General features: G+C 35.3%; 17 protein-coding genes. All 17 read right to left on the bottom strand.

All coding sequences use genetic code 11. The features are described 5' to 3' along the window. Positions 1-3 precede the first annotated feature (3 nt). Positions 4-684, bottom strand: coding sequence for a hypothetical protein (locus tag ACFSJT_RS19750; protein ID WP_378322078.1), 681 nt, complete (start codon positions 682-684; stop codon positions 4-6). Positions 685-775: 91 nt separating this feature from the next. Further along, entirely contained in the window at positions 776-1,135 is a 360-nt protein-coding gene (locus tag ACFSJT_RS19745) for a cytochrome C oxidase subunit IV family protein (RefSeq protein WP_378322077.1), read from the bottom strand. Positions 1,136-1,158: 23 nt separating this feature from the next. Next, positions 1,159-2,139, bottom strand: a complete 981-nt coding sequence (locus ACFSJT_RS19740) for a cytochrome c oxidase subunit 3 (RefSeq protein WP_378322076.1) — start codon at positions 2,137-2,139, stop codon at positions 1,159-1,161. A 139-nt stretch (positions 2,140-2,278) separates the two neighbouring features. Continuing rightward, a complete protein-coding gene (locus ACFSJT_RS19735) occupies positions 2,279-2,860 on the bottom strand; it encodes a cytochrome c oxidase subunit 3 (protein ID WP_378322075.1) in 582 nt (193 codons plus the stop codon). Then, positions 2,851-3,753 (bottom strand): heme o synthase, encoded by a 903-nt coding sequence (cyoE, locus tag ACFSJT_RS19730; protein ID WP_378322074.1) that lies wholly within the window; start codon positions 3,751-3,753, stop codon positions 2,851-2,853. Before cyoE ends, ACFSJT_RS19735 begins: the two co-directional genes overlap by 10 nt. A gap of 303 nt (positions 3,754-4,056) precedes the next feature. After that, on the bottom strand, positions 4,057-4,797 hold the full coding sequence (locus ACFSJT_RS19725) for an energy transducer TonB (RefSeq protein WP_378322073.1): 741 nt from the start codon (positions 4,795-4,797) through the stop codon (positions 4,057-4,059). Positions 4,798-4,905: 108 nt separating this feature from the next. Continuing rightward, the gene (locus ACFSJT_RS19720) at positions 4,906-5,631 is read right to left on the bottom strand and encodes an energy transducer TonB (RefSeq protein ID WP_378322072.1); all 726 of its coding nucleotides are present in this window, start codon (positions 5,629-5,631) and stop codon (positions 4,906-4,908) included. A gap of 144 nt (positions 5,632-5,775) precedes the next feature. After that, positions 5,776-6,198, bottom strand: coding sequence for a VanZ family protein (locus ACFSJT_RS19715; protein WP_378322071.1), 423 nt, complete (start codon positions 6,196-6,198; stop codon positions 5,776-5,778). Then, complete coding sequence (gene gcvH, locus ACFSJT_RS19710; protein WP_378322070.1) at positions 6,170-6,550, bottom strand: glycine cleavage system protein GcvH; 381 nt, start codon at positions 6,548-6,550, stop codon at positions 6,170-6,172. The genes ACFSJT_RS19715 and gcvH overlap by 29 nt, the downstream gene beginning before the upstream one ends. A 135-nt stretch (positions 6,551-6,685) precedes the next feature. Further along, positions 6,686-13,882 (bottom strand): T9SS outer membrane translocon Sov/SprA, encoded by a 7,197-nt coding sequence (sov, locus tag ACFSJT_RS19705; protein WP_465252813.1) that lies wholly within the window; start codon positions 13,880-13,882, stop codon positions 6,686-6,688. 5 nt (positions 13,883-13,887) lie between these two features. Then, on the bottom strand, positions 13,888-14,469 hold the full coding sequence (ruvA, locus tag ACFSJT_RS19700; RefSeq protein WP_378322068.1) for a Holliday junction branch migration protein RuvA: 582 nt from the start codon (positions 14,467-14,469) through the stop codon (positions 13,888-13,890). A 528-nt stretch (positions 14,470-14,997) separates the two neighbouring features. Then, positions 14,998-17,307: an NADP-dependent malic enzyme gene (locus ACFSJT_RS19695; RefSeq protein WP_378322067.1), complete on the bottom strand. Its 2,310-nt coding sequence runs from the start codon at positions 17,305-17,307 to the stop codon at positions 14,998-15,000. Between the two features lie 137 nt (positions 17,308-17,444). Then, the gene (locus ACFSJT_RS19690) at positions 17,445-19,376 is read right to left on the bottom strand and encodes a trehalase family glycosidase (protein ID WP_378322066.1); all 1,932 of its coding nucleotides are present in this window, start codon (positions 19,374-19,376) and stop codon (positions 17,445-17,447) included. Positions 19,377-19,392: 16 nt separating this feature from the next. Next, on the bottom strand, positions 19,393-21,111 hold the full coding sequence (locus tag ACFSJT_RS19685) for a sodium:solute symporter (protein ID WP_378322064.1): 1,719 nt from the start codon (positions 21,109-21,111) through the stop codon (positions 19,393-19,395). 204 nt (positions 21,112-21,315) lie between these two features. Next, the gene (gene queG, locus ACFSJT_RS19680; protein WP_378322063.1) at positions 21,316-22,245 is read right to left on the bottom strand and encodes a tRNA epoxyqueuosine(34) reductase QueG; all 930 of its coding nucleotides are present in this window, start codon (positions 22,243-22,245) and stop codon (positions 21,316-21,318) included. 297 nt (positions 22,246-22,542) lie between these two features. Further along, complete coding sequence (locus ACFSJT_RS19675) at positions 22,543-23,874, bottom strand: cytochrome P450 (RefSeq protein WP_378322062.1); 1,332 nt, start codon at positions 23,872-23,874, stop codon at positions 22,543-22,545. Between the two features lie 30 nt (positions 23,875-23,904). Then, positions 23,905-24,927: a Holliday junction branch migration DNA helicase RuvB gene (gene ruvB / locus ACFSJT_RS19670; protein ID WP_378322061.1), complete on the bottom strand. Its 1,023-nt coding sequence runs from the start codon at positions 24,925-24,927 to the stop codon at positions 23,905-23,907. Positions 24,928-24,978: the final 51 nt, after the last annotated feature.

Genomic DNA, 24,978 nt, shown 5'->3' with positions numbered 1-24,978 from the left:
CGATTAATTCTTTTGATCTCGATAGTCGTCCAAACTATCACTTCGATCTGCTTTATATTTTTTAAGTGCTAAACGATATTCTGCAAGAATAACCTTGATATCATCATTCATTACATTTGCCAGGTCTGCTACAGAGCTGGCATCATAACCATATACTTTAGGTTCATTTTCTTTAAGCTTACCATCTCTTCCTCTTAAACTTTGATCTTTATCTATAATATATACATAATGGGTAGCCAGTCTTTCATCTAACTGGTGCGGTGTATTCAGACTGTCAAATAACTCTTCTATATTCTCTCGTGTACCAAAAAGAAATTTCCATCCAGATACATCTGTAATATTACCTAATTCATCTAAAAGTTCTGCGGCTGCCTGTTCACTTCCAAAGGGTAATACCATTACGAATTGAAAATCTTGAAACCCGTGATTTTTCTTATAAATCTTTTGATTTAGATTGAACGCATTTCCTTCTTTATTGTATATATCCTTACCTAAAAACCCCAAGACAGTAATTTTATTCTTGAAAGTAATCTTTTCAGAATTCAAGGATTCAAAATTTTCAACATCCTCTATGTTGGCATGTAATACAGGAAGCTTAGCAAAGTTGTGTACCCCAGAAGCAAAAAATAAATATGCCACTAATGGTAGTACAAACAAGATACCTAAAACAAGAAATTTTTTCATATAAATTTTACTCACATATGTTGTGCAAAAATAGAAAAAGACGGTTTAAAAAACCGTCTTTTTACAATGCTTTTAACGTATATTTTTTAGACTAGAAGTCCCAGCTTTTATATCCTGCTTTGAATACTTCATAAACATAATCTCCCTCTGTAAGCAGTATAAAGATCAAATAACAAATTAAAAATATCGCTGTCCATACTACCGATCTCCTCAGACCTTTTGTTTCTCCGTCCATATGCATAAATGCCCATGTGATGTAATAAGCTTTCCATATGGTCAAAATAATGAAAATCCAGTTAAGAAGCTTCATGCTAATTAATGTCGTTTCAACTAAAAATGCAGGTTTTATAATCCCAAGGATTACCTCAACAATTGTAATAACAGAAAGTATGAAAAACACTTTCCAGATTTTACCTGTATTTGATTCGTGATGTGCTATATCGTGTGCCATTTTATTTTACTACTATATTTTTATTAAACCAGATAAAAGAATGTAAATACAAATACCCATACCAAATCTACAAAGTGCCAATAAAGTCCTACTTTTTCTACCATCTCATAATTCTTTCTTCTTTCATAAGTCCCGAGAATTACATTAATAAAGATAATAATGTTGATGATCACTCCAGAAAATACATGAAAACCGTGAAAACCAGTAATAAAGAAAAAGAAATTTGCAAACAAAGGAGTTCCATATTCATTATGAACCAAATTAGCTCCTTCAACTATACCAACAGCATCATTTTGTAGTCTTTTTAAAGATTCTTCCCTCGATAATATAGTTTTCTCACCTTCTTCAGTAAGTGTTTGTGTCCTGATCAATACGTCGTTTCTCTTCGCAAAGCCAGCTCTTATCTCATCTATAGTGTAGGTAGGAAGATCGTCTTCTGCTTCATACCAGATTCCATTCTTTTCTAGATGTTGTCTTCTTACACCTTCTTGTGGATCTGCTATTTCCTCAAGGCCAACTCTGTGACCTTCTGTATCTACAAACTGGAGAATTTGTCCTGCTTTAGTCTCTACAGCTCCATATTCTCCTTTAATGAAGTTTTTCCACTCCCATGCTTGTGAGCCAACAAAAATAAGACCTCCTATAATGGTCCAGAACATATAAATGATAACTTTTTTCTGCTTCATTTGATGCCCTGCATCAACCGCCAATACCATAGTTACAGAAGAGAAAATAAGTATGAAAGTCATCAATGCCACATAGTACATTGGTGCATCTACCCCATGTAAAAAAGGAAAGTGATTGAACACCTCGTCGGCTATAGGCCATGAATCAATAAATTTAAATCTTGAAAAGCCATATGCGGCAAGAAAACCAGAGAATGTAAGTGCATCAGAAAGGATAAAGAACCACATCATCATTTTACCATAACTCACTTTAAGTGGTTGATTACCACCTCCCCAGATTTTATCTTCGGTACCTGTTTTAGTAACAGCTGTTTCCATATATAGAATTTGGTATTGTTAAATTTTCCACAAAAATAATCAATTTTATCATTTCACCTGCTCAAATCTATTTTTTAATTAGAGCAAATGTAATTCGTTTAAAAAATCTCTTTTTCTAAACTCGATGAATAGATTTTACTTATTTGATGAAATACAAAAATAAAAAGAGATAAACCCACAGAAAATCAACAAAATGCCAATACATAGCACCTAGTTCTAGTCCCAAAGTTTGACCAGTTTTATATTTTTGTTTAAAATGATTATAAATTAGCACTATAAGTACCATGATTCCTCCAACTATATGAGCCAAATGGGTAACCACGATGATAAACATAAAAGTGGAAACAATATTGGATGTTGGTCCAGTAAAATGATATCCCTGATTAATTATATCTTTAAAACCTTCGAATTGTAAAACAATAAAAAGAATTCCTAAGGCTAGTGTCGATAACAATAAACCAGTAGCGACTCCTCTATTATTTTTTTCAATAGCTTTTTTAACCATGTAAAGGGTAACACTACTTGCTAATATTACAAAAATACTGTAAATAAACGGCTGAGGAAAAACCAAATCGGTTACCCAATCTTTTCTGGCTTTACTTACTACATAAGCACTAGTAAGGCCAGCAAATACCATTGCCATACTCACCATAGCAAACCACATCATGGTTTTTTTGGATCTGTTGATTTTTTCTTGTGTTGTACCTTGTGTTAAATCCATATCCGAATAAATTTGTCTGCTACATAGATAATCTGCAATAATGTAATGTATAAAACACTCACTAACATTAGTTGTTTAGCAGTTTTAGTATCTCTTTCTTTATATAATCGAATTGCAGATCTTAATAAGATTAATCCCAAAATTAGAATGACAACCCCAGATACCGGAGTAAGATATAAGTCTCCTGTTACCCCAAAAACTGGTATTAATGAAGTAACCACTGTCCAAACTGTATAAAGAATAATCTGTACTGCTGTACCTTGATCTCTCTTACCTGTAGGAAGCATAAAAAATCCTCCCTTTTTATAGTCTTCGTACAAAAACCATCCAATAGCCCAAAAATGAGGAAACTGCCAAAAAAATTGTATCATAAATAATGTACCTGGCTCTATTCCAAAATCATTCGTTGCAGCAACCCAGCCCAACATAAAAGGAATTGCCCCGGGAATAGCACCAACAAAAACAGACAATGGTGTTTTGGTTTTTAACGGAGTGTACAAACTCACATAAATAAAAATGGAAATGGCGCCAAACATTGCTGTTTTAGGATTTATAGTGTATAAAACACTAATTCCTGCAATCGTAAAAAGAGTAGCGATAGCAAAAGCAGTATTAACAGACATTCTTCCTGATGGAACTGGCCTGTTTTTGGTTCGATCCATTAATTTATCAAGATCTCTTTCTATAATTTGATTGAATGCATTTGAAGCACCTACCATGAAATAACCTCCTATCGCCAATAACAACAGCGTACTAAAAGAAACCACTTCTACACCTAATAGATAACCGGCTACCGAAGAAAAAACTACACTTAATGCCAAACGCATTTTTGTGATCTCCTTAAAATCTTGAACAACAGAAACTTTTGCGGTTGTAATTTGGGTTACGCTCAAATCTTGCACTTTTCTAAATAGCTTTTTTTTAAAAGTGGTGCAAAGATAACCCTTAAAAGGTTTTTAGACAACTTTCTTAGGATGCATTATCAAGCTTTTAACAGACTAGAAGTAACACTATTGCTATTTCTTTATCAAATATCGTATTAATATTTCTATACTGAAGTCAATTATGACTACTATTTTTCATACTTATAACGATGTCAAGTCACCATAAAAAGAAAAGTTTTGTTACCATAGGCGTAGTCGAAAGGTGAAATAAATACATTTCGACTACGCTATACCTCTACAAAATAGATTATTCTAGTCTTGAATTTTAAAAACGATAGGTAATTGATATTTTACCGTCACTGGAGTATCCCGTTGTTTTCCCGGAGTCATTTGAGGAAATAAATCTATTACTCGCTTTGCTTCTTTTTCTAATTTTGGATGCGGAGCTCTTACCTGAATATTTGTAATCATTCCATTAGCATCTACGTCAAATTGGGTATATATTCGTTGCAAGCCTGTTAACCCATATTTTTCACCAAGTCCTGTATTAAATTTTCTAGAAACTATCCTTCCTACTTTTTCCGAAAAACAGGCTGCTCTTTCCTTATTCGTCTTTAATTTCTCACATCCCGGAAAAATAGGAACCCACTCTATTTTCGTGAAAGGATAACTTATCGGGTCATTATCGTCAGGATCATCAGGAAGTACATCCGGGGTAAAGGGAGCAGATTCGATAGGTTCATTTTTAAAAACCTCATCAATATTCTTAAGTATTGCATCATTCTCAACAATTTTAAAATCCTCAGGATCCACAACTGGTTTACTTTGCTTTTCTGCAACTACCTTATTCTCTGGTTCTTGATATTCTACAAACCTGGTATCCCAAACATATGTTGGCTCATCATCCATCATGATTGGGGATGACCGATTAATAACCGGTACCGTTGTATATACTTCAAACATTAGAAATGTAAATAATAGACTTGCTATAAGTCCAATCTGAAAGTTCACCAATGTACTTTTTCGTACATTAGCATCGTGCTTGTTACTCATAATATTTAGTTTTAACGTTACAATTAAATCTGAATCAACAAGCATACCAAAAAAGAATCCCGTCTACAATCATGTGACGGGATTCTAATATTTTATATGTATTTATTTTTAGTCCTGTACCTGGAAAACTATCGGTAAAGAATACAGTACACCTACTGCTTTTCCTCGTTGTTTTCCTGGTGTCATTTTAGGTAACAATTTAACCACTCTTTGTGCTTCTTTTTCTAATCTTGGGTGTGGCCCTCTGGCCTGCACACCAACAATGTTACCGCTTCTATCGATTTTAAATCTCACATAGATTCTGTTTACTCCAGACAGTCCCAGCTCATTACCAAGTTCTGTATTAAACTTACGGTTAACAAATTTCTTAACCTTATCACTCATACATTTCTTTTTTGCAGCATTGTTTCCTGCTCCTTCGCAACCTGGAAATACAGGTACGTTCTCGATCACAGCAAATGGTACATCTGCAATCTCTTCTTCTTCTTCTACATCTTCTACCTCTTCCACTTCAACAATCTCTTCTTCTTGATTGGTCTCTGTTGATTCGATAATAGTTTCTTCTACCTCTTCTTCATCTTCTACTACATCGATAATCTCTGGAGCAGGTGGTGGAGGTGGTGGAGGTGGTGGTGTATTTAAGTTTTGAGTAATTGGAACATCTTCTTCTTCTAATTCGTCAAGATTAACCTGACCTATATCAATGTTACTTCTATCATAAGTTTTCCACTCAATTCCTTGCCATGTGATAAAAAGCACTAAAATAAGTCCCAACTGAAGGAACAAGGTACTTCTTCTATTTAAATCTGCTTTAGGATTTTTCTTCGGTTCCATAATTATATTACGTTATAGGATTGCTAAAATAGCTAATTTCTTTTGTAATTTCCAATTAAAGATAAAAATGTAAAACAAAAACTCAGTTTTTTAACTTTTATCTGATTCATCAATTGCGGCTAAAAACGATAAAAACGTATTTGCTCAAGTTACAAGGCGCTTCTTTTTCTTAAGTATAATCAATTTACTTTCAAACACTTTTAATAAAACAACTACAAAAATTATACCGCTTGTGTTGGCAATTATATCATACCAATCGGGACTTCGATAATTTGTCAAAAGCATTTGCAATAATTCCATCAATCCTCCATAAAAAAAACATATCAAAGAAGATTTGATCAGACTTTGTCTAAAACTTTCATTTCTCTTTTCAGAAAAAAAGAAAAACAGAAACCAAATCATTGTAAAAACAAAATAAGCAATAAAATGCCCAATTTTATCACCTCCTTGTACACCAACTTTAAAAGGTATAATAAATCTTGCTAGTGAAGCCCATGTAATTAAAATAGAATATAAAATTAAGAGAGCAAGAAGAGGTCTATGCCCCAATAACTTTTTTATAACCATCTGCAGATAATAAACTATCTATTTGGGATGTGTCAGATATTTTGATCTTCACCATCCAACCTTCTCCATAAGGATCGCTATTTACTAATTCTGGATCATTTTCTAAATTTTCATTAAATTCTAGGATCTCTCCCGTTAAAGGCAGAAATAAATCCGAAACAGTTTTAACAGCCTCAACTGTACCAAAAACTTCTTCTTGTTCTAGTTCTTCTCCTATGGTTTCTACCTCTACATAAACAATATCGCCCAATTCGCCTTGAGCAAAGTCAGTAATCCCTACTGTAGCGATATCCCCATCTATTTTGATCCACTCGTGATCTTTGGTATATTTTAATTCTGAAGGAATGTTCATTCGAAAAAAGTGTTTATATGTTTTTATATTTTGAAGACGAAAATAATTCTATTTTGTTAGATTTTACGAAAACCAACCAAAAAATTATCAAAAAACGATTGTCAATAACCTTTTGCCCCTTCAAATTAAAAAAAGTTAATTCCCAAAGTTATACCTCAAAGTAAATCCACCTCTAATTGTTGTTTGCGGAAACGCAGTAGAAATTGAAAACTCAGAAAATGTATGGTCGTAAAAGAATAAAGCAGTTAAATTTTTACTAAGCGCATAGTCTGCTGTTAGCTTTAAACCATAAATATCTTGTCCCGCAGTTACTTGTGTATCTTCTAAATCTAGATATCTAATTAAAGTTTCGTTTTGACGTAACGATAAGTCGGCTCTTAAATTAAGATCACTCTTTATCACTTGTTTTCTTCCTGCGATTCTGGTCGCAAAAGTAAGATCAGCAAACCTATATCCAAGACCTATAATATATTCATTACCTTGAATTTCTGTAAGTAGATTATTATCAAAGCTTAACGACAAAGCTCTATCTTTTTTCCATTCTGCAAGAATCTTGATTGAATTTTTCATTTCCATATCCAATCGTACTAATGGACTAAACTGCTCTGTAAGATTAATGTTCGAATACAGGATGGGGTTCCTAAAATTACCTGATTGGTCTATATCTCCTCGATTTTGAAACTCAAGATTGGCCTGAAATTGATTAATGGTATAATTAGCGCGATATCCATGTGCAACAGAAAAACGTTTGAAACGTTTTTTAAACCATTTTAGATTCATCAGGCCTGTATATTTTACATCCCAGTTGGGTAGCGGTACATCTCGAAATGCACCTTTTTGTACTTTTTCGGCACTGGTACCACTATATGCTGACAAAAACGCTGGTAAAAGTACTGCTTGATTAGTTTTGCCAAATCCAACGGGATATCGATATCCATTAGGCTCTTCTTCATCACTTCTGGGAACATCTGCTGCAGGTACACCATAATATTCTGCTGCAAGACGATCTGCAACTATTTGCCTGTTTTCTCTAAAATTATCAAATGCTTCAGAGCTAAACTCATCACTTTTGCTGAAAGCCGTATTAATCAATAAGGTGGAAATTGTAAAATTACCAAAGGTATTAGGTGTTAACGACTGATATTGAAGATCTTCATCGATACGATAATTCTCTGTATAGGTCTCAGAATAGTTTCTGTTTGCACTTATATCAATTTTAAGGTCTTTTAATAATCCCAATGAGGCCTGTACATTGAGTTGCCTTCCTTCAACTTCTCGATATTGCTCATTAAAATCCTGGTACAAGGTAAGCCACCCATTACGAGCAGCAATATCTCTTATCTCTGCCTGACTTCCGAAGGTAAAACCGGTGGTAGGTTTTAATGTTCCTATAAAACCAGGTTCTCTAACATATCCTGGTAAGAAAATCCCATTATCTTGTTGATAGTTTATATTTACTTTCTTTACTGCCGTAACAAGCCCTATTACTGTATTGTATGCTTTATCGCCAATACTTAATTTGCTTTTCCCTCGTGGAGTACTGGTTTTGGATTGTTTTTTGGTCTTCTTCTCAGATTCCTTACCCTCTTTTTCATTTTTCTTTGCATCTTTACTTTTCTTCACTTTCCTTTTTCCAGGCCTAATTTTGGTTAACCCAACATATTTATATAATGTATTCATATCTAATGAACCATTTATGGTATGCACATTAGCATTCTGCACCGTATTCCCTAAATCAGGAATATCCTCAAGAGTTTTTAGCGCCTCACTACCTTTCACCCACTGAAAATCTGCATTATAAGAGTATGTAGCCCTCATGAATTTAAACAATGGTATTTTATTCAATGGTATTTCGTAATTCACCTGAAGTTGCTGATTATGAGTATTCGCATCTCCTGTATCAAAAAATCCACTCCAAATATTGATAGTATTGTCTACTTCATTATTGTCATCAATAAAATTCTTGACGATACGATTATTAGACGAGGTAAAACTAAAATTTAAAGATTTAGTAAGGTTATAATTGATTGCGTACTGCCAATCAAAAAGAAAATTACGTTGAAACAGTGTGGGCAGTCCAATATCACCTGGTCTAAGCGTGATATCCCTAAATACCTGTTCATTATATTGCCTGTTTATATTTGAACTTACTGCAATGCTTGTTGGTAAAAGGTTAAAATTAAAATCCTTCAACAAATCAAAATATTTACTCTTACCTAAAAGTTTTATTTTCTTAAAAGGCTCTATTTCTTTGGGTTGAAATGCAAAATCGTAAGTCCCTCCTAATCTAACACTTTGATCTAAGGATTTTTCAATTTCAAAATCGCGATGATCTGTCTGATTATAGGTTCCTGAGAAAGTAAAGTTTTCAATATCATAAGGCATGGGCTTTGCTTCACCAGTTCGCTCTTTTCTTAACCCAATGACATTAAAACTTTGTCTTTTGGTATAATCGGTAGATTGCCTTTCTCTTGCTTCTCTTTCCTCTTCGGTAGGAGCGGCATCTAATAAATCCTGAAGTTCCAAATCCTGAAATTCTGGATCGTATTGCGGTGTTATTAGCTCTTCTCCTCTGCTATAATTAAACGGGATCTGCACCCCCCATTTTTTGGGCAAGAGCTGCCCAAGGTTAACATTGGTCGTTAAGTCGTATTGCTTATGATCTTCAAGACTACGTTCATTTGGACCTTGTTCTATTCCTCCAAAACCTATCGTACTAATTCTACCAGAGGCACTTACATTAGCAAAATCTGCGATATTTGCATCCATATTGGCGACCGCAGCCCATCCTCCTTGATTTTTAAGATCACTCAAGCGCATTTCATTAAACCAAACCGTACCCGATTGATTACTACCGCTATCGTTCTTTATTCCTACCATCATTACCCTAATATCACCTAAGCTAGGATTTCCTTTGATACCGACTCTAAGATTATCTGGGCCATCAAAAAAGTTAACTTCTGTCGTATTAAGCCCTGACCCTGCTACTAACTGGGATTTTATTTGTTGAAGAAATTCCAAAGGAATACTTAATCGATTAGCTTCTGGCCAAACATCATTCTCGGCTCTATCACTAAGAGCAGAAACCTCTAAGGGAATTTCTATTTGATAAAAGTTATTGGTAAAATCATTCCCCATTCGTATAAAAGCCTTTAAATCACCGTCTTGCAGTTCGGTTTGATTAGGCAATGGTTCTGCATGCAAAAACATTTCAAGATTTTCATATTGGCGCATATCCACATTAAAATTCTTATATACGCCTCGAGCGTCCCCAGACTGAAGATTGTTTACACTAAGTGCCAATGACCTTTCATCTTCACGAATAATGTTATTATTATTATTGAGCTGTTCTCTTACAACACCCGGTGGCGTGATGTAATTTGGCGTTTCTTCTTCACTTACAGAAGTTACAATGACTTCATTATCACCAAATACGTTAAGACCACTGGTAGGGTCATTCGAGGTGTTACCTAACTGAATGTATCTTCTATAATCTCCTCTTACCAAATCTAAATTCCCAAATCGCAGTAAAACAGGTTCAGAAAAGTCTGTAAGGTACATTCTCATAAAGCGAATTGCTCTAAAATCATTGATTTCTCTAATTGATCGGGTAGGCTCGTAAATTGGCACTTTAAATCTCACCCACCTATATTCGATAGTTCTCCCTGACACTACCGTTTCTTCTTCTCTAATATCTGTGATAAAGTCTGTCCCATTATCGTTCCCAATACTCATCCCATTAAAAATTGGGACTTCGTACTCAAAATAACTATCTATGGTGTTCATAGTGTTATCTCTATTCACATCCTCTGCAGTGGGAAAGGTAGTGTTACCTCTATCATCATTAGTCACGTCTGTGGGTGAGTTCCCTTCCGTTCCGTTGTAATTTAAATATCTTTCCAGAACATCTCCTTCAGCTTGTAAAAAATACTGGTAATTATCCCCCGAAGGATCATCTAAAGCACTGAATGCGGCATACTCGGGCTTGGTTCTTTCATCTTCATCACTTAATCCATCAAATCCAACATCCTGATTGGATCTAGCCAAGCCCTCAGAATCAAATGCATAAATTAAGGATTGATTAACAGGTACCCTTGCATAGTCGGAAGTAAACGTATTGGTATCTTCCTGTGTTGTAGGGAGACCATTTTCATACTGTTTCCTGCCATCTTTCAGAACATCTTCGCTTATATTACCCAAATTAAAAACAATAGTACCACTAGTATCATTAGTCAAAGGCTCTTGACCACCTGTACTTCCCGTATAAAATGGATCTAACAACCAAAACTCTATGAATTCTACATTGGCTTGCTCAAAATTAGTGGAAGTTAGCTGCCTCGTGATTCCTGCAAAATTTTCTGTTGGATCAGGAGTACTATTGCTGTCAGGAAGATAGGCCGAATTAAAATTATACTGACCCCGAGTTGTTGGATCGTAATTTAAATCTAAGGTAAATAATGCCAGACTCTGTCCCTGTGCAATATCTGTGTCAGGAAAAACTTCGTCAATGAACACTCTTCTGGTTGCATTAGATGCCAGATCTTCATCGCTAATACCGCTCGGCCTGCTATTACTGTAAAAAATTGGATCGATAGTATACCAAGCCAACTTAGCTCTTTTATATCCTGTGGATAATGTTTGATTATAGCCTAAAGCATTACTAGAATTTTGAGGGTTATCATCGAATCCAATTGGCACACTCGATAATTCCCAAGACAACGGTGAACTGACATCGATTCGGGTTTGTGCCCCTTCAAAATCATCTACATAAGTAGTTACTTTTCCATCAAAATCAGCTCCTTTTGGCGCTCCTGCTATTAGGTACGCTCCTTCTGCCCTCATTGAAATATTAGAAGGTACATCTGTGTCAATATTAGGTAATTTGTTTACCAATCTGGTTAGAAAAGGTACTTCTGTAGCATAACTTGCATTAAGGCCTAAAATCGTATTATTAATGGGCTCAAAATCATAATTTGCCTTTTGTGTTATCGGCCTCTCATTTAAATTCAAAAAAGTACCCCCCACGAGTAGGTCATCACTAAATTTGTGCTCAATATTAATCCCTGTAAAGCGTTTTGTTTGTTGTCCAAAAACAGCATTATTCTCTGTAGACACCTGGATAGGAGTGTTTGACGCTTTCAAAGATTCATCCAGAATAGTAACTCTACCTAATTGATAATTTACTGTATAGTCAACTCCTTCTTGTAATATTCTTCCTCCTGCCGTTACCGTTACAGATCCCTGGGGTACATTAAATGCCCCTAACGGAATTCCGTCTTGACCAGAAGATTTATATCGGCCTTTTAACTGAAAATAGTTCTTATCTGCAGATCTTTGCTCTGCTATTACTTTGGTTTGGGTATAAAGATCTCTAAATACGTATTGTGCCTGATTAGGATTATACGAATCTGGATTTGTGTAATTTGATCCCGCAGGCCCGTTATCTAATTCATCAAAAAGATGCTCTCCAAAGGGTTCTATGGTCGTAAATATAATGCGACCATTTTCTGAATCAATTGTAATTCCGGGCACATAATCAAAAAATCCATCTCCACCTTGTACGGGGTCATTATTTGGATTAAGTCGGTCCAGATTGAATACTCTTAGCAATGGTGTTTGATCAACATCGTCGGGCAACGGCAATGTAGAACCCTCTGCAGCTGTAATATAATTGACAGGCGATGGATTTGAATATAGAATATTTAACCTAAAATCATTTTGCTCTAATCGAAAGGCCCCTGTACTATAAATATTCTTCATCATTAAATCCCATATAGGTAGATTAACGTTGAGAATTGGACTTTTCAACATTTTAACCACTAAACTTTGGCCTGCACCTGCTGGTACATTATCAGTACCAGCAGTATCACCTACAGTAGCGTCTACACCATCGTTAGCAAACTCACCCACCTGAAAAACCTCTCCTCCCACGGTGTATTGATATGCCACTGCCAATACTTCATCATTATTCAATCGCTGATTTAAAGAAATATAGCCTAACTGAGTGTTTAGGGTATATTCACTAGGATTTAACTGGCGTGCGTTTTCTAAAATAGCATAGTCAAAGCCTTCATTAAAGTTAGCTATGGGGCCAATAAAACCCTGTTGTACTGTTGAGATTTGTCTTACTGCTTCGGTTACTGGACCTTCTGGACCAATATCGAAAGGATCTAAATCATTATTTCTGTTGGCAGGAAAAGCTCCCGGCCCTACGTTAAACAAACTTGGTGGAATTGTAAAATTTCCAGTAACCGGTGCCTCACCCAAATCCTGGAGCGCAACAATGTTTCTCGCATCTGTTAAGGTTTGGGCACTTGTAGCACGATTTGTAACCCAAACTTCTATTCTTGTAATCTGAACATTATTGTTTATAAACGGATAACTAGCCAAAGTTCTGTCATAATTATCTCTAAAATAATGAGAAAGAAAGTAATGTCGATTCTCATCATAATCCAAAGCAAAGAGTTCAAAATCTTCTACCGTACCTCCACCTTGTACATTTACAGATCTGGTCTCTGATCTTTGCTCTGAGAATACACCGGTAATAGTTGTTCTACCAAACTGAAGTCCCATTTTAACCCCAAATAAACTTTGTGCTCCTTGAATCAAAGAACTATTCAAAGGCATGTTTACGTTACCAACTTCAATACTTTGTATAATATCATCCTCGGTAGGCGTATATTCTAATTTCAACTGGTTCTGAAAATCAAAAGTAGATTCGGTGTCATAGTTTGCAGTTATTTGTAACCTTGTTCCTATTTTACCCAATAAACTTAAGCTGATTCTTTGATCAAAATCAAAGGTAAAGTTGCTACGGTTACGGGGAGAAAAAGCAGGATTATCCTGTTTGGTATATAATAACCCCAGATCCATTTCTACGGATCCCTGGGGAATAATTTCTATCTCATTGCCACCAAAAACAGATTCAAAGAATCCTGAATTTACATAAAAAATTGGAAGTAAATTCTTACGTTTTTCTTCACTTCCATCCTTCTTACCACTAAAAGCTTCTATTTTTTCTTTAAAATAATCCCTTCTTTGCTCTTCTTCTACTAATGCTTCAAATTCTTTAGGAGTTAGAAAAAGTGGATATCGTACATTAAAATCTCCCAACATCTCACGATAGATATATCGATTAGTGATCGGATCGTACTCATATTTGGTGATAATACTATTGGGATCCGGCAATGAAATCTCCCCCATAGAAAATGTAGTACTCGTCGAATCTCGAACGGTCTCGTTTTCCTGACTATGCAACACCCCGCTACAAAGTGTTATCAAACATACTACTATTCTAAAAAAATTGAAGTGTAAGTAATTTGAGGAACTCAATGTTTTTATAAATTTTTTAGTGCTTGTTTAATAATATTTTCAACTGTTTCTTTTGGGGATTGTTTTAGAACTCTATCTATAGCTTTTTCTGCTAACTTTCTGTTAAATCCAAGAGTTTCTAATGCTGATAACGCTTCATCTTTGTTAGTATTGCTTTGTAACACAGAAACTTCATCGATATTATAGACTTTAAGAATTTTATCTTTTAGATCGATAATTACTCGCTGAGCAGTTTTTGCTCCTATTCCTTTTATAGATTGAATAGTGGCCACATCATTAGATGCAATTGCTTCTTTAATTTGATCAGGATGTAATGAAGACAACATAGTTCTAGCCGTGCTTGCTCCGATACCTGAAACAGAGATTAAAAGTTTAAAAATCTCTCTTTCAGATTTTTCTACAAAACCAAACAAAGTATGAGAATCTTCTTTGATTTGAAGATGTGTATATAATTGCAGAAGCTCTCCTTCTGGAAGTAAAGAAAATGTATGAAGTGAAATATGTAACAGATAGCCTACACCTCCACAATCTATTACTACATCGGTCGGATTTTTTTCAATAAGCCTCCCTTTGATATGTGTGATCATTTGTTAAATTGATGTTAAGCAACCAAATGTAATAAAATTCTAATAACCAAAATCGTTTATTGATTAGATATCGATAAAACTCCAAAAACTCATGATAAAGAATACAAACCGTTCAAAAACCTACTTATTCATTGATAAATATTTATTCACAAAACAAAATTGCTCCAAACAAAACTTCAATATTATAAGTAACCTAAAATTTGTGAATCTCTCCAGTGATAATGATTGAAGGACTGCTATATAAGCCTAAAATCAATTGTTAAAATTTCCAGATTATTTTAGAGTTCTACTTGTCCCAAACCAACTGATTAATATGCGGCAAAAACTGTTTATATTTAAATTTTCGATTCGAAAAAGAAATGAAGTAAATTCGCTCTAATCCAAAATTAAAGCATTCCTAAATCTCTCTATCATAAAATCTTATTCATGCCTTAATTGTTTCATGGTCTTAACAGTAACTATTTTTTGAAGAGCTACTTTATTTATAACTATTTGCGAAAAATCTTCAGTATTAACAACCAATATCTATCATACATTTTTGGAAATCATTGACAAATGCAGATCTCTCTTTTCTTTTTCTTGCGCATCAATAACGGCGACTGCCGCCATGTTAATCATTTCTTCTACACTGGCTCCTAATTGAAGAATATGTACGGGTTTGGCCATACCCATCATGATTGGCCCTATCGATTCGGCATTATTCAATTCGCTTAATAATTTATAATTACTGTTAGCAGAATCAAGATTTGGGAATACCAATGTATTTACTTTTTGTCCATTTAATTTGGAGAACGGAAATTTATCTTTTCGTAGCTTTCTATTTAAAGCAAAATTCATTTGCAACTCTCCATCAACAAGCATATTTGGATAATATCGGTGCAAATAAGCTACTGCATCCCTCACTTTGGTGGCATTTGGATGCTTAGAAGATCCAAAATTACCGTAGGAAACCATTGCAATCACCGGCTTGATACCAAACATTTCGACAGTTTTTGCTGTCATTTGAGCTATTTTTGCTAATTCTTTTGAAGAAGGATCAATATTAATAGATGAGTCACTTATAAACAGTGGTCCCTTATCGGTCATCATTACATTTACAGTCGCAATTCGGGTAGCGCCTTTGGCTAATCCAATAAGATCCAGCATTGGTTTAACTACAGTTGGATAACTTCGAGAATACCCAGAAAGTAGCGCATCTGCATCTCCTTCATTAACCATCATAGCAGCAAAATAGTTACGTTCACGCATTAGCTTTTCTGCGTCATACAAAGTAATACCTTTACGTTTGTTAGTCTCCCAATATTTTTTAGCATAGCCGTTCTTACGATCACACTCCTCATCTGATTTAGGATCTATTATCGCCACATCGCTAGGATCAAAATCGATTTCTTTCATCAACTCTAAGATTATATCTCTTCGACCTAATAAAATTGGTATTGCAATCCCTTCTTCTTTTACGGTTTGTGCTGCTTTTAACACATCGAGATGATCGCCTTCGGCAAAGATCACTCTTTTGGGGTTTGTGCGCGCTCTATCCAATAACAACCTCACTAGTTTATTATCGTTACCCATTCTTTCCAGCAATTCATCTTCGTATTTTTGCCAATCAGTAATCGACTCTGTTGCGACTCCACTTTCTATAGCCGCTTTGGCCACAGCAGGTGGTACTTTTGCGATTAATCTAGGGTCAAAAGGTTTTGGAATAATATATTCTCTACCAAAATTGAGACGTGTTTCTCCGTAGGCTATATTCACTTGTTCTGGCACAGGTTCTTTCGCAAGTTCGGCTAGTGCTTTTACGGCCGCCATTTTCATTTCTTCATTAATCGCTGTAGCCCTTACATCCAGAGCTCCTCTGAAAATAAAAGGAAAACCTAGCACATTGTTCACCTGATTAGGATGGTCACTTCTTCCGGTAGCCATGATTACATCTTTACGAGTTTTTATCGCAAGATCATATTCTATTTCTGGATCGGGATTTGCCATGGCAAAAACGATAGGATTATCGGCCATTGATGATAGCATTGCTGGCGAAACCAGATTAGCCATTGACAACCCTATGAATACATCTGCATCTTTCATAGCATCCTCTAGTTCATTTAGATCTCTGTCTGTAGCAAACTCAGCCTTTTCCTTAGTTAAACTCTCTCTATCTTTTCTGATGACCCCTTTACTATCGGTCATTACAATATTTTCAGCCTTTGCGCCAAAAGCTTTATAAAGACGTGTACAAGAAACCGCAGCCGCTCCTGCCCCACTTACCACTATTTTTACATCTTCAATTTTCTTCTTTGCTATCTCTAATGCGTTTAATAATGCGGCGGCAGAAATTATAGCTGTACCGTGTTGATCATCATGCATTACCGGGATATCAAGTTCTTCTTTTAATCGTCTTTCGATCTCAAATGCTTCAGGAGCTTTTATATCCTCAAGATTTATTCCTCCAAAAGTTGGCGCAATATTCTTAACCGTTTCTATGAAAGCATCAACATCCTTAGTATCTACCTCGATATCGAATACATCAATGTCTGCAAAAATTTTAAAAAGCAATCCTTTCCCTTCCATTACAGGCTTTGAAGCTTCGGGACCAATATCGCCCAACCCTAAAACCGCAGTGCCATTAGATATTACTGCTACTAGATTTCCTTTTGCTGTATATCTGTAAACATTTGATTTTTCTTTTTCTATTTCTAAACAAGGTTCTGCTACACCAGGAGAATATGCCAAAGACAAATCTCTTTGCGTCGCATATTTTTTTGTAGGAACCACTTTGATTTTTCCTGGGGTTGGCTTTGCGTGATATACTAAAGCTTCTCTTCTTTTACTTTCAATACTCATACTAAATCAAAATAAATGTGCAATACAAAGTTACACCTCTACACGAGATGCAAAAATTAATAGCTTGTAATCTTTAGAAAAATCAACATACAAGAAAAGTGTTTGGTTTTTTAAGAGTTATGTTGAATATTTGATAATCATTTCTTTTCTTTTTTGAAAATATGGTCAGGATCTACTAATTTATCCAGTTTGTCTTCAAGATCTTCATTTAAAAAACTTAGCCCTAATTGATAAGACGCATTCATCCATCCAAAACCGCTTGGAGTTATATAGTCAAACTCGGTGCCTACGTTACCGTATTCTGCATATACTTTATGAGTACATTTTACCACGTCATACTTCTCTGGGATCGTACCATTGTAGTTTACTGCATTTTTTGTAATCATCCATAACCAACGATATACAAGTTCCTGGACTTCATTTTTATATCCATAATTACTTAGTCCTCTCCAAATAATCATTTGATGTGGCGCCCAACCGTTAGGATAGTCCCATTGACGCTGCGGCGCATTAGGATTTGTTTTATCTGAAATATCAGTAGTGCCTGCTATCCCTCCTTTTTCAACTAGATTGGTAAACAAATTCTTAATCATTCTGTCTGCTTGATGATCAGAACTGATTCCAACCCATAAAGGATAGTAATTTGTCGCCGATTCTATTTTTTGTTGTTTTTTAGTTACAAAATTATAATCATAATATCCACCAATCTCATCATTCCACATCAGTTCGTTCATTAGATCTTTTCTTTTTTTAGCTTTTGACAACCAAAACTCAGCATTCGTATCTTGAAAGTTATTATTAAACACTTCCTTAATCATAAAAGCTATATCGACTTCATATTTATATAATAAGCTATTAAGGCCGACCGTATTGAGATTGGCACACACATCATCTAATCGATTAGAAGTGTCATGTCCACTTTCGCGCATGGAGCGATCGTGAGTAAAATACTCATCAAGTGCTTTATCTTTAATGCTACCATCTTGATACATTACCTTAAAAGACTCAAAATCTGGCTTATGCTTTTCAGCATATTTCTTTAGGACAAAATCAAAATGCCCTTCTTCAGTTTCGGGAGGTATCCCAATTCCTTCACCATAAAAACGATTTAAACCATTATCTGTCAAACGCACTCCTTTTTGCATCCAAACCGTTTCATATTCTTTAATTACCATTTTAAGGTTTTTGGCAAGCCAATCTTTTGAAATATCCTGATTTTTTGTGTAAATCTCTTTAAGCAAAGAACTAAAAAAGGGTGGTTGTGTTCTAGTGAGATAATAGCTTCTATTGGCATTTAAAATCTTACCATAATGCTCAACTTGATATGCAAAATTATCTGCCATAGACATCGCTAAGTCTTCGCGGTCATCAATAAGTAATCCAACTGACTCGAAATAACTATCCCAACCGTACATTTCGTTGAACCTTCCTCCTGGTACTACAAAAGGTTTCCCATTATATTCTTTGCCCTTTTTAGTGTACCCCAAATTAAGGATCCCAGGTTTATGATTAAGAGATTTCACAAATTCTGCTGTGATTTCTTTTGGGAGAACTACTACCTTAAGCTTCTGAAAATCTGATTCTAATGATTTGAAGTACGTTGCGGCTACTTCATCATTGTGCGGAATGTATAACCGGAGGGTATTTGTAGTAGATTTTGTATCACCAAGTACTTTTTCCAATCCTTCTTTATCAATAGATCGGGTAAGATTATCCCAAAATCTTGTCCTGATCAATCTGGAAATACGATCTGAAGGAGCTTCAGTAATCTTATCCATCGAAATGGTGCCGTTATCTTCTGCAATTGCCAATTCCTGAAGTAAATTTGACAGATGGTATGTACCTTCGATAACATTAGGTTTCCCTGTGGCATCTATGAACTCAAACTTCTTTGGGCCTTTATCATCAATGGTGATCTTTTTATCACCATCTGTATCTTCCTGGGTAATCAACTTATCGAGTATTTCTTCATTTGTTGCTTTCTCTACAGTATTCTCTTGACAACCTGCGAAAAGAAGAATACTAATGATAACTACTACATACTGAAATTGAAAATTCTGTTTTCTCATGATCTTCCAATCTTTGTTACCAAAAGAATCCTACAACAATGGCAGTAACAATTAAAAGAATTATAGATAATGTTCTATAATTTTTATACCAGGGTAAATCGGTTAGGTCTTTTGATTCTTCAACAAACATTTCTCTTTTATAAGTATACTCTTTGATCTGCTGCTCTGATTGGGGTTTTGTTGCTAAACTTACGATAGCATGAAGGGTAACACAAATGACAAATAACCATGTTGCTTTTGCAAGAAAATGAAGATCGTTTACTTCGGGAACCCATTCGAAGGTCTGTGACAATATCATTAGAATAGCCAATGAAAAACCCGTTAACAAACTTACAATCGAACCTGTTCCGTTCGCCCGTTTCCAAAACAATCCCAAAACGAATGTAGAAACCGCTGGCGGACACGTATAGGCAATCACCAATTGTAAGTATGTCCAAAGGGAATCACTCACTTTTTCTATTAATGGCACCCAGGAAATTGCTAAAACCACCAGGATTATTGTAGTAATCTGGCCTACTCTTACCAATTGTTTGCTAGTTAATTCAGGTCTAAGTTGCTTTACAAAATCCATTGTTACTAAGGTTGACGCCGAATTAAATGTGGCAGAAACCGATGACATCATTGCTGCCATTAATCCTGCAACCACTAGGCCTAAAACTCCCACCGGTAGTAATTGAAATAGCAATACTGGATAGGTAAGGTTGGGACAATCTGCAAGGTTATTACAAATAGTACCATCTGTTAATGCATAATTAAGTCCTGTTATATCTAATGTACTAAATAAAAGAAGTGCTAATACTCCGGGGACGACCATAATAAAAATTACAGGTAACTTCAATAAACCGGCAAAAAGAGCACCCCATCTACCATGATTTAAATCCTTGGCCCCCAGTACACGTTGTACCATAAATTGATTATTCGCCCAGAAGTAAAATCCTAATAGGGGCACCCCGGTTAATAATCCCCACCAAGGCATAAATTCATCGTTACTAGGTCGTACCAGACTAAATACTTCATCAGAATTTTGAGGTATATATTTACCTTCAGCCGCTCTGTCACCAAAATTTACATCACCCGCAGACAGCATTACATCGAGCTTTGCCATCATACCAGACCACCCCCCTCCAAGCTGGTCAAAAGCAAAGTAAGTAAGTAGACATGATCCTAGTATTAATAAAATCGCCTGAATTACCTCTGTTTGAATTACAGAGTTAAGTCCTCCCGGAATTGTATATGCTGCTGCTGCCACAGCGAGAATTATCAAAATTAATGTTGAATCTAAAGAAGGAAACAAAAGTGTTAATACTATTTTACCTACATACAAGCCTGCTGCAGTATCTACCAAAATGTTTCCGACAACGGTAATAAAAGAAAAGTAATATCTGGATCTGCTATCATATCGCCTTTCTAAAAATTCGGGCATCGTATACACTCCAGACCTGAGATAAAATGGAAGAAAGAATATTGCAAAAAATATCAAAACTACTACGGCAAACCATTCGTAGTTATAAACATTGATATTGGTTTGATACGCATCTGATGCTAATCCAACCAGAGTAGAACTTGATATATTTGCAGAGAAAAGTGCAATCCCCACAATAGGCCAGGTCATTGTTCTTCCCCCTAAAAAATAATCTTCAGAACTTCCTCTTTTTGATTTTGATATTCCGTAGATAATTATTCCAATCAAATAAACTACGATAACGGTAATGTCGATATACGATAATTCGTTCATGTGTGAAGTATTTAAGCTAAACCAAAGACTAATCGTTTTTAAAGCAAAAGATCTGGGAAGACTTTAAAAAACAAAATTGTTTATTTTTTGTTAAAAAACTTGTTGAATATACAAGATTCTTATAAAATGATTGGGTTTTTAATATTATAAATGGTTAAAACTTTTTGTGTAAGCGTTTGTATTATCAAATTTTCAACAAAAAACTCATTCGTCCTTCAAAAATTTAATGTTTCTGTTTAACCCAGAAAACTTTGTTCTTTTTACCGCAGATTTTTGAAAAACTTTAGAAAATACTTCTTGTGTTATTTCTTCCCAATCTTTCTTAGACATTTCTAAAAGCTCGGGTTTAGGATGAAATAGAGGTTCACTATGTGGTTTTGAAAAACGATTCCATGGACATACATCCTGGCATACATCACAACCAAACATCCAATTATCAAACCGACCTTTATAGCTCTCGGGGAGTTCGCTTTTTAATTCTATGGTGAAGTACGAAATACATTTGCTTCCGTCTACCACATAAGGTTCTACAATGGCTTGTGTTGGACAGGCATCTATACATGCGGTACAAGTTCCACAATGATCGGTTACAGGGGTATCATATTCAAGCTCAAGATCTACAATAAGCTCTGCTATAAAATAAAAAGAACCTATTTGTTGCGTAAGAAGATTACTATTTTTCCCAATCCATCCCAAACCACTTCTTGCCGCCCAGGCTTTATCTAAAACCGGAGCCGAATCGACAAAAGCTCTTCCGTGAATATCTCCTATCTCTTCTTGAATAAAATACAATAACTGTTTTAATTTGTCTTTAATTACAAAGTGATAATCGGCTCCATAGGCGTATTTTGATATCTTGGGGGCATTTGGATCTTTTTGTGTTTCTGAAGGATAATAATTGAGAAGCAAAGAGATCACACTTTTGGAACCCTCTACTAATTTTGTAGGATCAAGTCGTTTGTCGAAATGATTTTCCATATATTTCATTTCGCCATGCATGTTCTGATTAAGCCATTTTTCAAGTCTCGGAGCCTCCTCTTCAAGAAATTCTGCTTTGCTAATACCACAAGATAAAAAACCGATTCTTTTGGCTTCGGCTTTAATCTGTTGTGCGTTTTTTGCTTTACGATTCAATTTCTAAACAGAATTTATGGATACTATATATTCAACCTGGACTACGTTATAGGAAATCGAGCTGAAACTCCTTCAAAATCTGTTGTTTCGTTACTTTTTTAAAATTAATCATAACCCTTCTTCCACTGAGCTCAGGGCAAACTGCTATGTAGAAATTTAGAAAAGACTAGATTTTATTGGACTTTCAATTCTTATTACTAAGTTCTATGGTATTATCCAGGTTCAAAAGTAATTGATCTAAGTTTCAAAAAAAAGAAACCTTTCTTGTAAATATCAATTCACTAGATAGAAATACCCTTATCGTAGAGTAAGGGATAGTAATGCGTTTTTGGGTTTTAATGTAATTAATGGTTTGATTTCAATCGTGTTAAAAGATGGAGTTATTTTATATTTTCTAACTAATTCGCTAATGGCAAGAACCATTTCATACATGGCAAAATTATTACCAATACACATTCGTGGCCCTGCTCCAAAGGGGAAATACGAGTCTGAATATTCTTTTTTATCGATTTCGGGAGCAAATCGATCGGGGTTAAAGCTTAGTGGATCCTTCCAAAGGTCCTTATGCTTATGTATCTCAAAAAAAGATATAAGTATGGTAGTTCCTTTTTTTAAAAAGAAATCTTTATACATATCGTCTTCAATTGCGACACGATCAGAAAAGTATGCCGGCGGATATAAGCGCATAGATTCTTCTATACACTGTTTGGTGTATTGATACTTTGCTATTTGTTCTATTGCCGATATATCAGAAGAAAACATATCTGAAACCTCTTGATATACCTTCTCTTGTATTTCTGGATGGTTTGCCAGCAATAACAATGTAAATGTCAAAGCGTTCGATGTGGTCTCATGACCTGCAGTAAAAAGTATCAAAATCTCATCAATTAACTGTTCATTATCCATTGCACTTCCATCTTCATATCTTGCTTCTAAAAGCATATCCAGTAAATCGTTGTATTTTTCTTTAGAATTTTTACGTTCTTCAATAATACCATTTAAGATATCACGAGCTTCTTGCGTAAGCCGAAGTGTCCCTTTGATTTTCCCATTAAGGTGAAACCACCACCGCTTATAGGGTTGCCTTATTTCCTTTATTAATGATTTCTGAGCGGTCTCTGTAATATATTGAAGACGGGAGATTATATTTTTAGTATCTGTATAGCTAAATAATGATTTGGCGACCACTTGAAAGGCGAGATCACCCATTAAAGGATATATATTAAATGTTTTATTTGGTTTAATTTTGGACAGCTCTGCTACCACAACACTTTTAATTGTTACAATAATTTCTTCCAATTTTTTTTTATGAAACGCCGGTTGTATTAGCCTGCGTTGTTCTAACCATTTTTCACCATCTGCGGTTAAAAGTCCTTCACCAATATATTTGGCTAAATCTCTGGTTTGCAACTCAGATTTGCGATAATTTCTATGGTGTTTTTGCAATGTATGCTTTGCAAGACCAGCATCGCGTGTAAAAATTACGCTTTGACCAAAACCTAGATTAACCCTGAAAATATCTCCGTGTTTCTCAAAATTTTTATGATGAAAGGGAAGTGGATTCTTAAGAATACGACTAGCATTTCTAAGAACTTCAAAAAAAGAAACTTCAGGAATCATATCACTCATATAATTAGTGTTCTTAAAATACTAGAATTACTAAAACAATCCTCCCTGGATTCCTCCCTTTATTCTACCTAGGTGTTTGTATGCTGCTTCTGTAACCTCTCTACCCCTTGGAGTGCGCATGATGAACCCTTGCTGAATCAAAAATGGTTCATAAACTTCTTCTATGGTTTCTGCGCTCTCGCTAACTGCAGTCGCCAACGTTGTAATACCTACAGGACCTCCTTTGAATTTATCTATTAAGGTAGTCAGAATTTTATTATCCATTTCATCCAGACCATGAGCATCTACATTGAGTGCTTTTAAAGCAAATTTTGAGATTTCGATATCTATCTTTCCATTTCCTTTGATTTGAGCAAAATCGCGTACCCTTCGCAATAAAGCATTTGCAATACGAGGTGTACCACGACTTCTACCCGCTATCTCAATAGCGGCCTCCATAGAAATAGGCACTTTTAGTATGTAAGCGCTTCTTTGTACTATAGTAGATAATAATTCTGTAGTGTAGTATTGTAGTCGAGATTGAATACCGAAACGTGCTCTCATTGGTGCAGTAAGCAGTCCGGAACGTGTAGTTGCACCTATCAGTGTAAATGGACTAAGATTGATTTGTACCGTTCGTGCATTTGGCCCACTTTCGATCATAATATCAATCTTATAATCCTCCATGGCAGAATACAAGTATTCTTCGACTATAGGACTCAACCTATGAATCTCATCAATAAACAGAACGTCTCTATCATCAAGATTAGTTAATAATCCTGCCAAATCACCAGGTTTATCTAATACAGGACCAGAGGTGACTTTAATCCCTACTCCTAACTCATTTGCCAGTATGTGTGCTAGTGTAGTTTTACCCAGTCCTGGAGGACCATGAAATAATGTATGATCCAGAGCATCATCACGTAAGTTAGCTGCCTGAACAAAAATCTTCAAGTTTTCTAATACTTGATCCTGCCCTGCAAAATCCTCAAAATTGAGAGGTCTTAAAGCTCTTTCAACATCAAGATCTTCGTTCGAAAAATTTTCGTTTGTTGGATTGAGATTTTCGTTCATGTATACACCATCATTAAAAAGCACATCTGTTTGATCTCAATGAATCAAATC

Source organism: Aquimarina celericrescens (assembly GCF_042682765.1).
Lineage (GTDB): Bacteria > Bacteroidota > Bacteroidia > Flavobacteriales > Flavobacteriaceae > Aquimarina > Aquimarina celericrescens.
Note: the sequence above shows the minus strand (reverse complement) of the source record. Positions and strands in the feature narration are given on the sequence as shown.

Coding starts and splice junctions, on each gene's coding strand:
- ACFSJT_RS19750 (WP_378322078.1), bottom strand. CDS start 684: ATGAAAAAATTTCTTGTTTTAGGTATCTTGTTTGTACTACCATTAGTG.
- ACFSJT_RS19745 (WP_378322077.1), bottom strand. CDS start 1,135: ATGGCACACGATATAGCACATCACGAATCAAATACAGGTAAAATCTGG.
- ACFSJT_RS19740 (WP_378322076.1), bottom strand. CDS start 2,139: ATGGAAACAGCTGTTACTAAAACAGGTACCGAAGATAAAATCTGGGGA.
- ACFSJT_RS19735 (WP_378322075.1), bottom strand. CDS start 2,860: ATGGATTTAACACAAGGTACAACACAAGAAAAAATCAACAGATCCAAA.
- ACFSJT_RS19725 (WP_378322073.1), bottom strand. CDS start 4,797: ATGAGTAACAAGCACGATGCTAATGTACGAAAAAGTACATTGGTGAAC.
- ACFSJT_RS19720 (WP_378322072.1), bottom strand. CDS start 5,631: ATGGAACCGAAGAAAAATCCTAAAGCAGATTTAAATAGAAGAAGTACC.
- ACFSJT_RS19715 (WP_378322071.1), bottom strand. CDS start 6,198: ATGGTTATAAAAAAGTTATTGGGGCATAGACCTCTTCTTGCTCTCTTA.
- gcvH (WP_378322070.1), bottom strand. CDS start 6,550: ATGAACATTCCTTCAGAATTAAAATATACCAAAGATCACGAGTGGATC.
- ruvA (WP_378322068.1), bottom strand. CDS start 14,469: ATGATCACACATATCAAAGGGAGGCTTATTGAAAAAAATCCGACCGAT.
- ACFSJT_RS19695 (WP_378322067.1), bottom strand. CDS start 17,307: ATGAGTATTGAAAGTAAAAGAAGAGAAGCTTTAGTATATCACGCAAAG.
- ACFSJT_RS19690 (WP_378322066.1), bottom strand. CDS start 19,376: ATGAGAAAACAGAATTTTCAATTTCAGTATGTAGTAGTTATCATTAGT.
- ACFSJT_RS19685 (WP_378322064.1), bottom strand. CDS start 21,111: ATGAACGAATTATCGTATATCGACATTACCGTTATCGTAGTTTATTTG.
- ACFSJT_RS19675 (WP_378322062.1), bottom strand. CDS start 23,874: ATGAGTGATATGATTCCTGAAGTTTCTTTTTTTGAAGTTCTTAGAAAT.
- ruvB (WP_378322061.1), bottom strand. CDS start 24,927: ATGAACGAAAATCTCAATCCAACAAACGAAAATTTTTCGAACGAAGAT.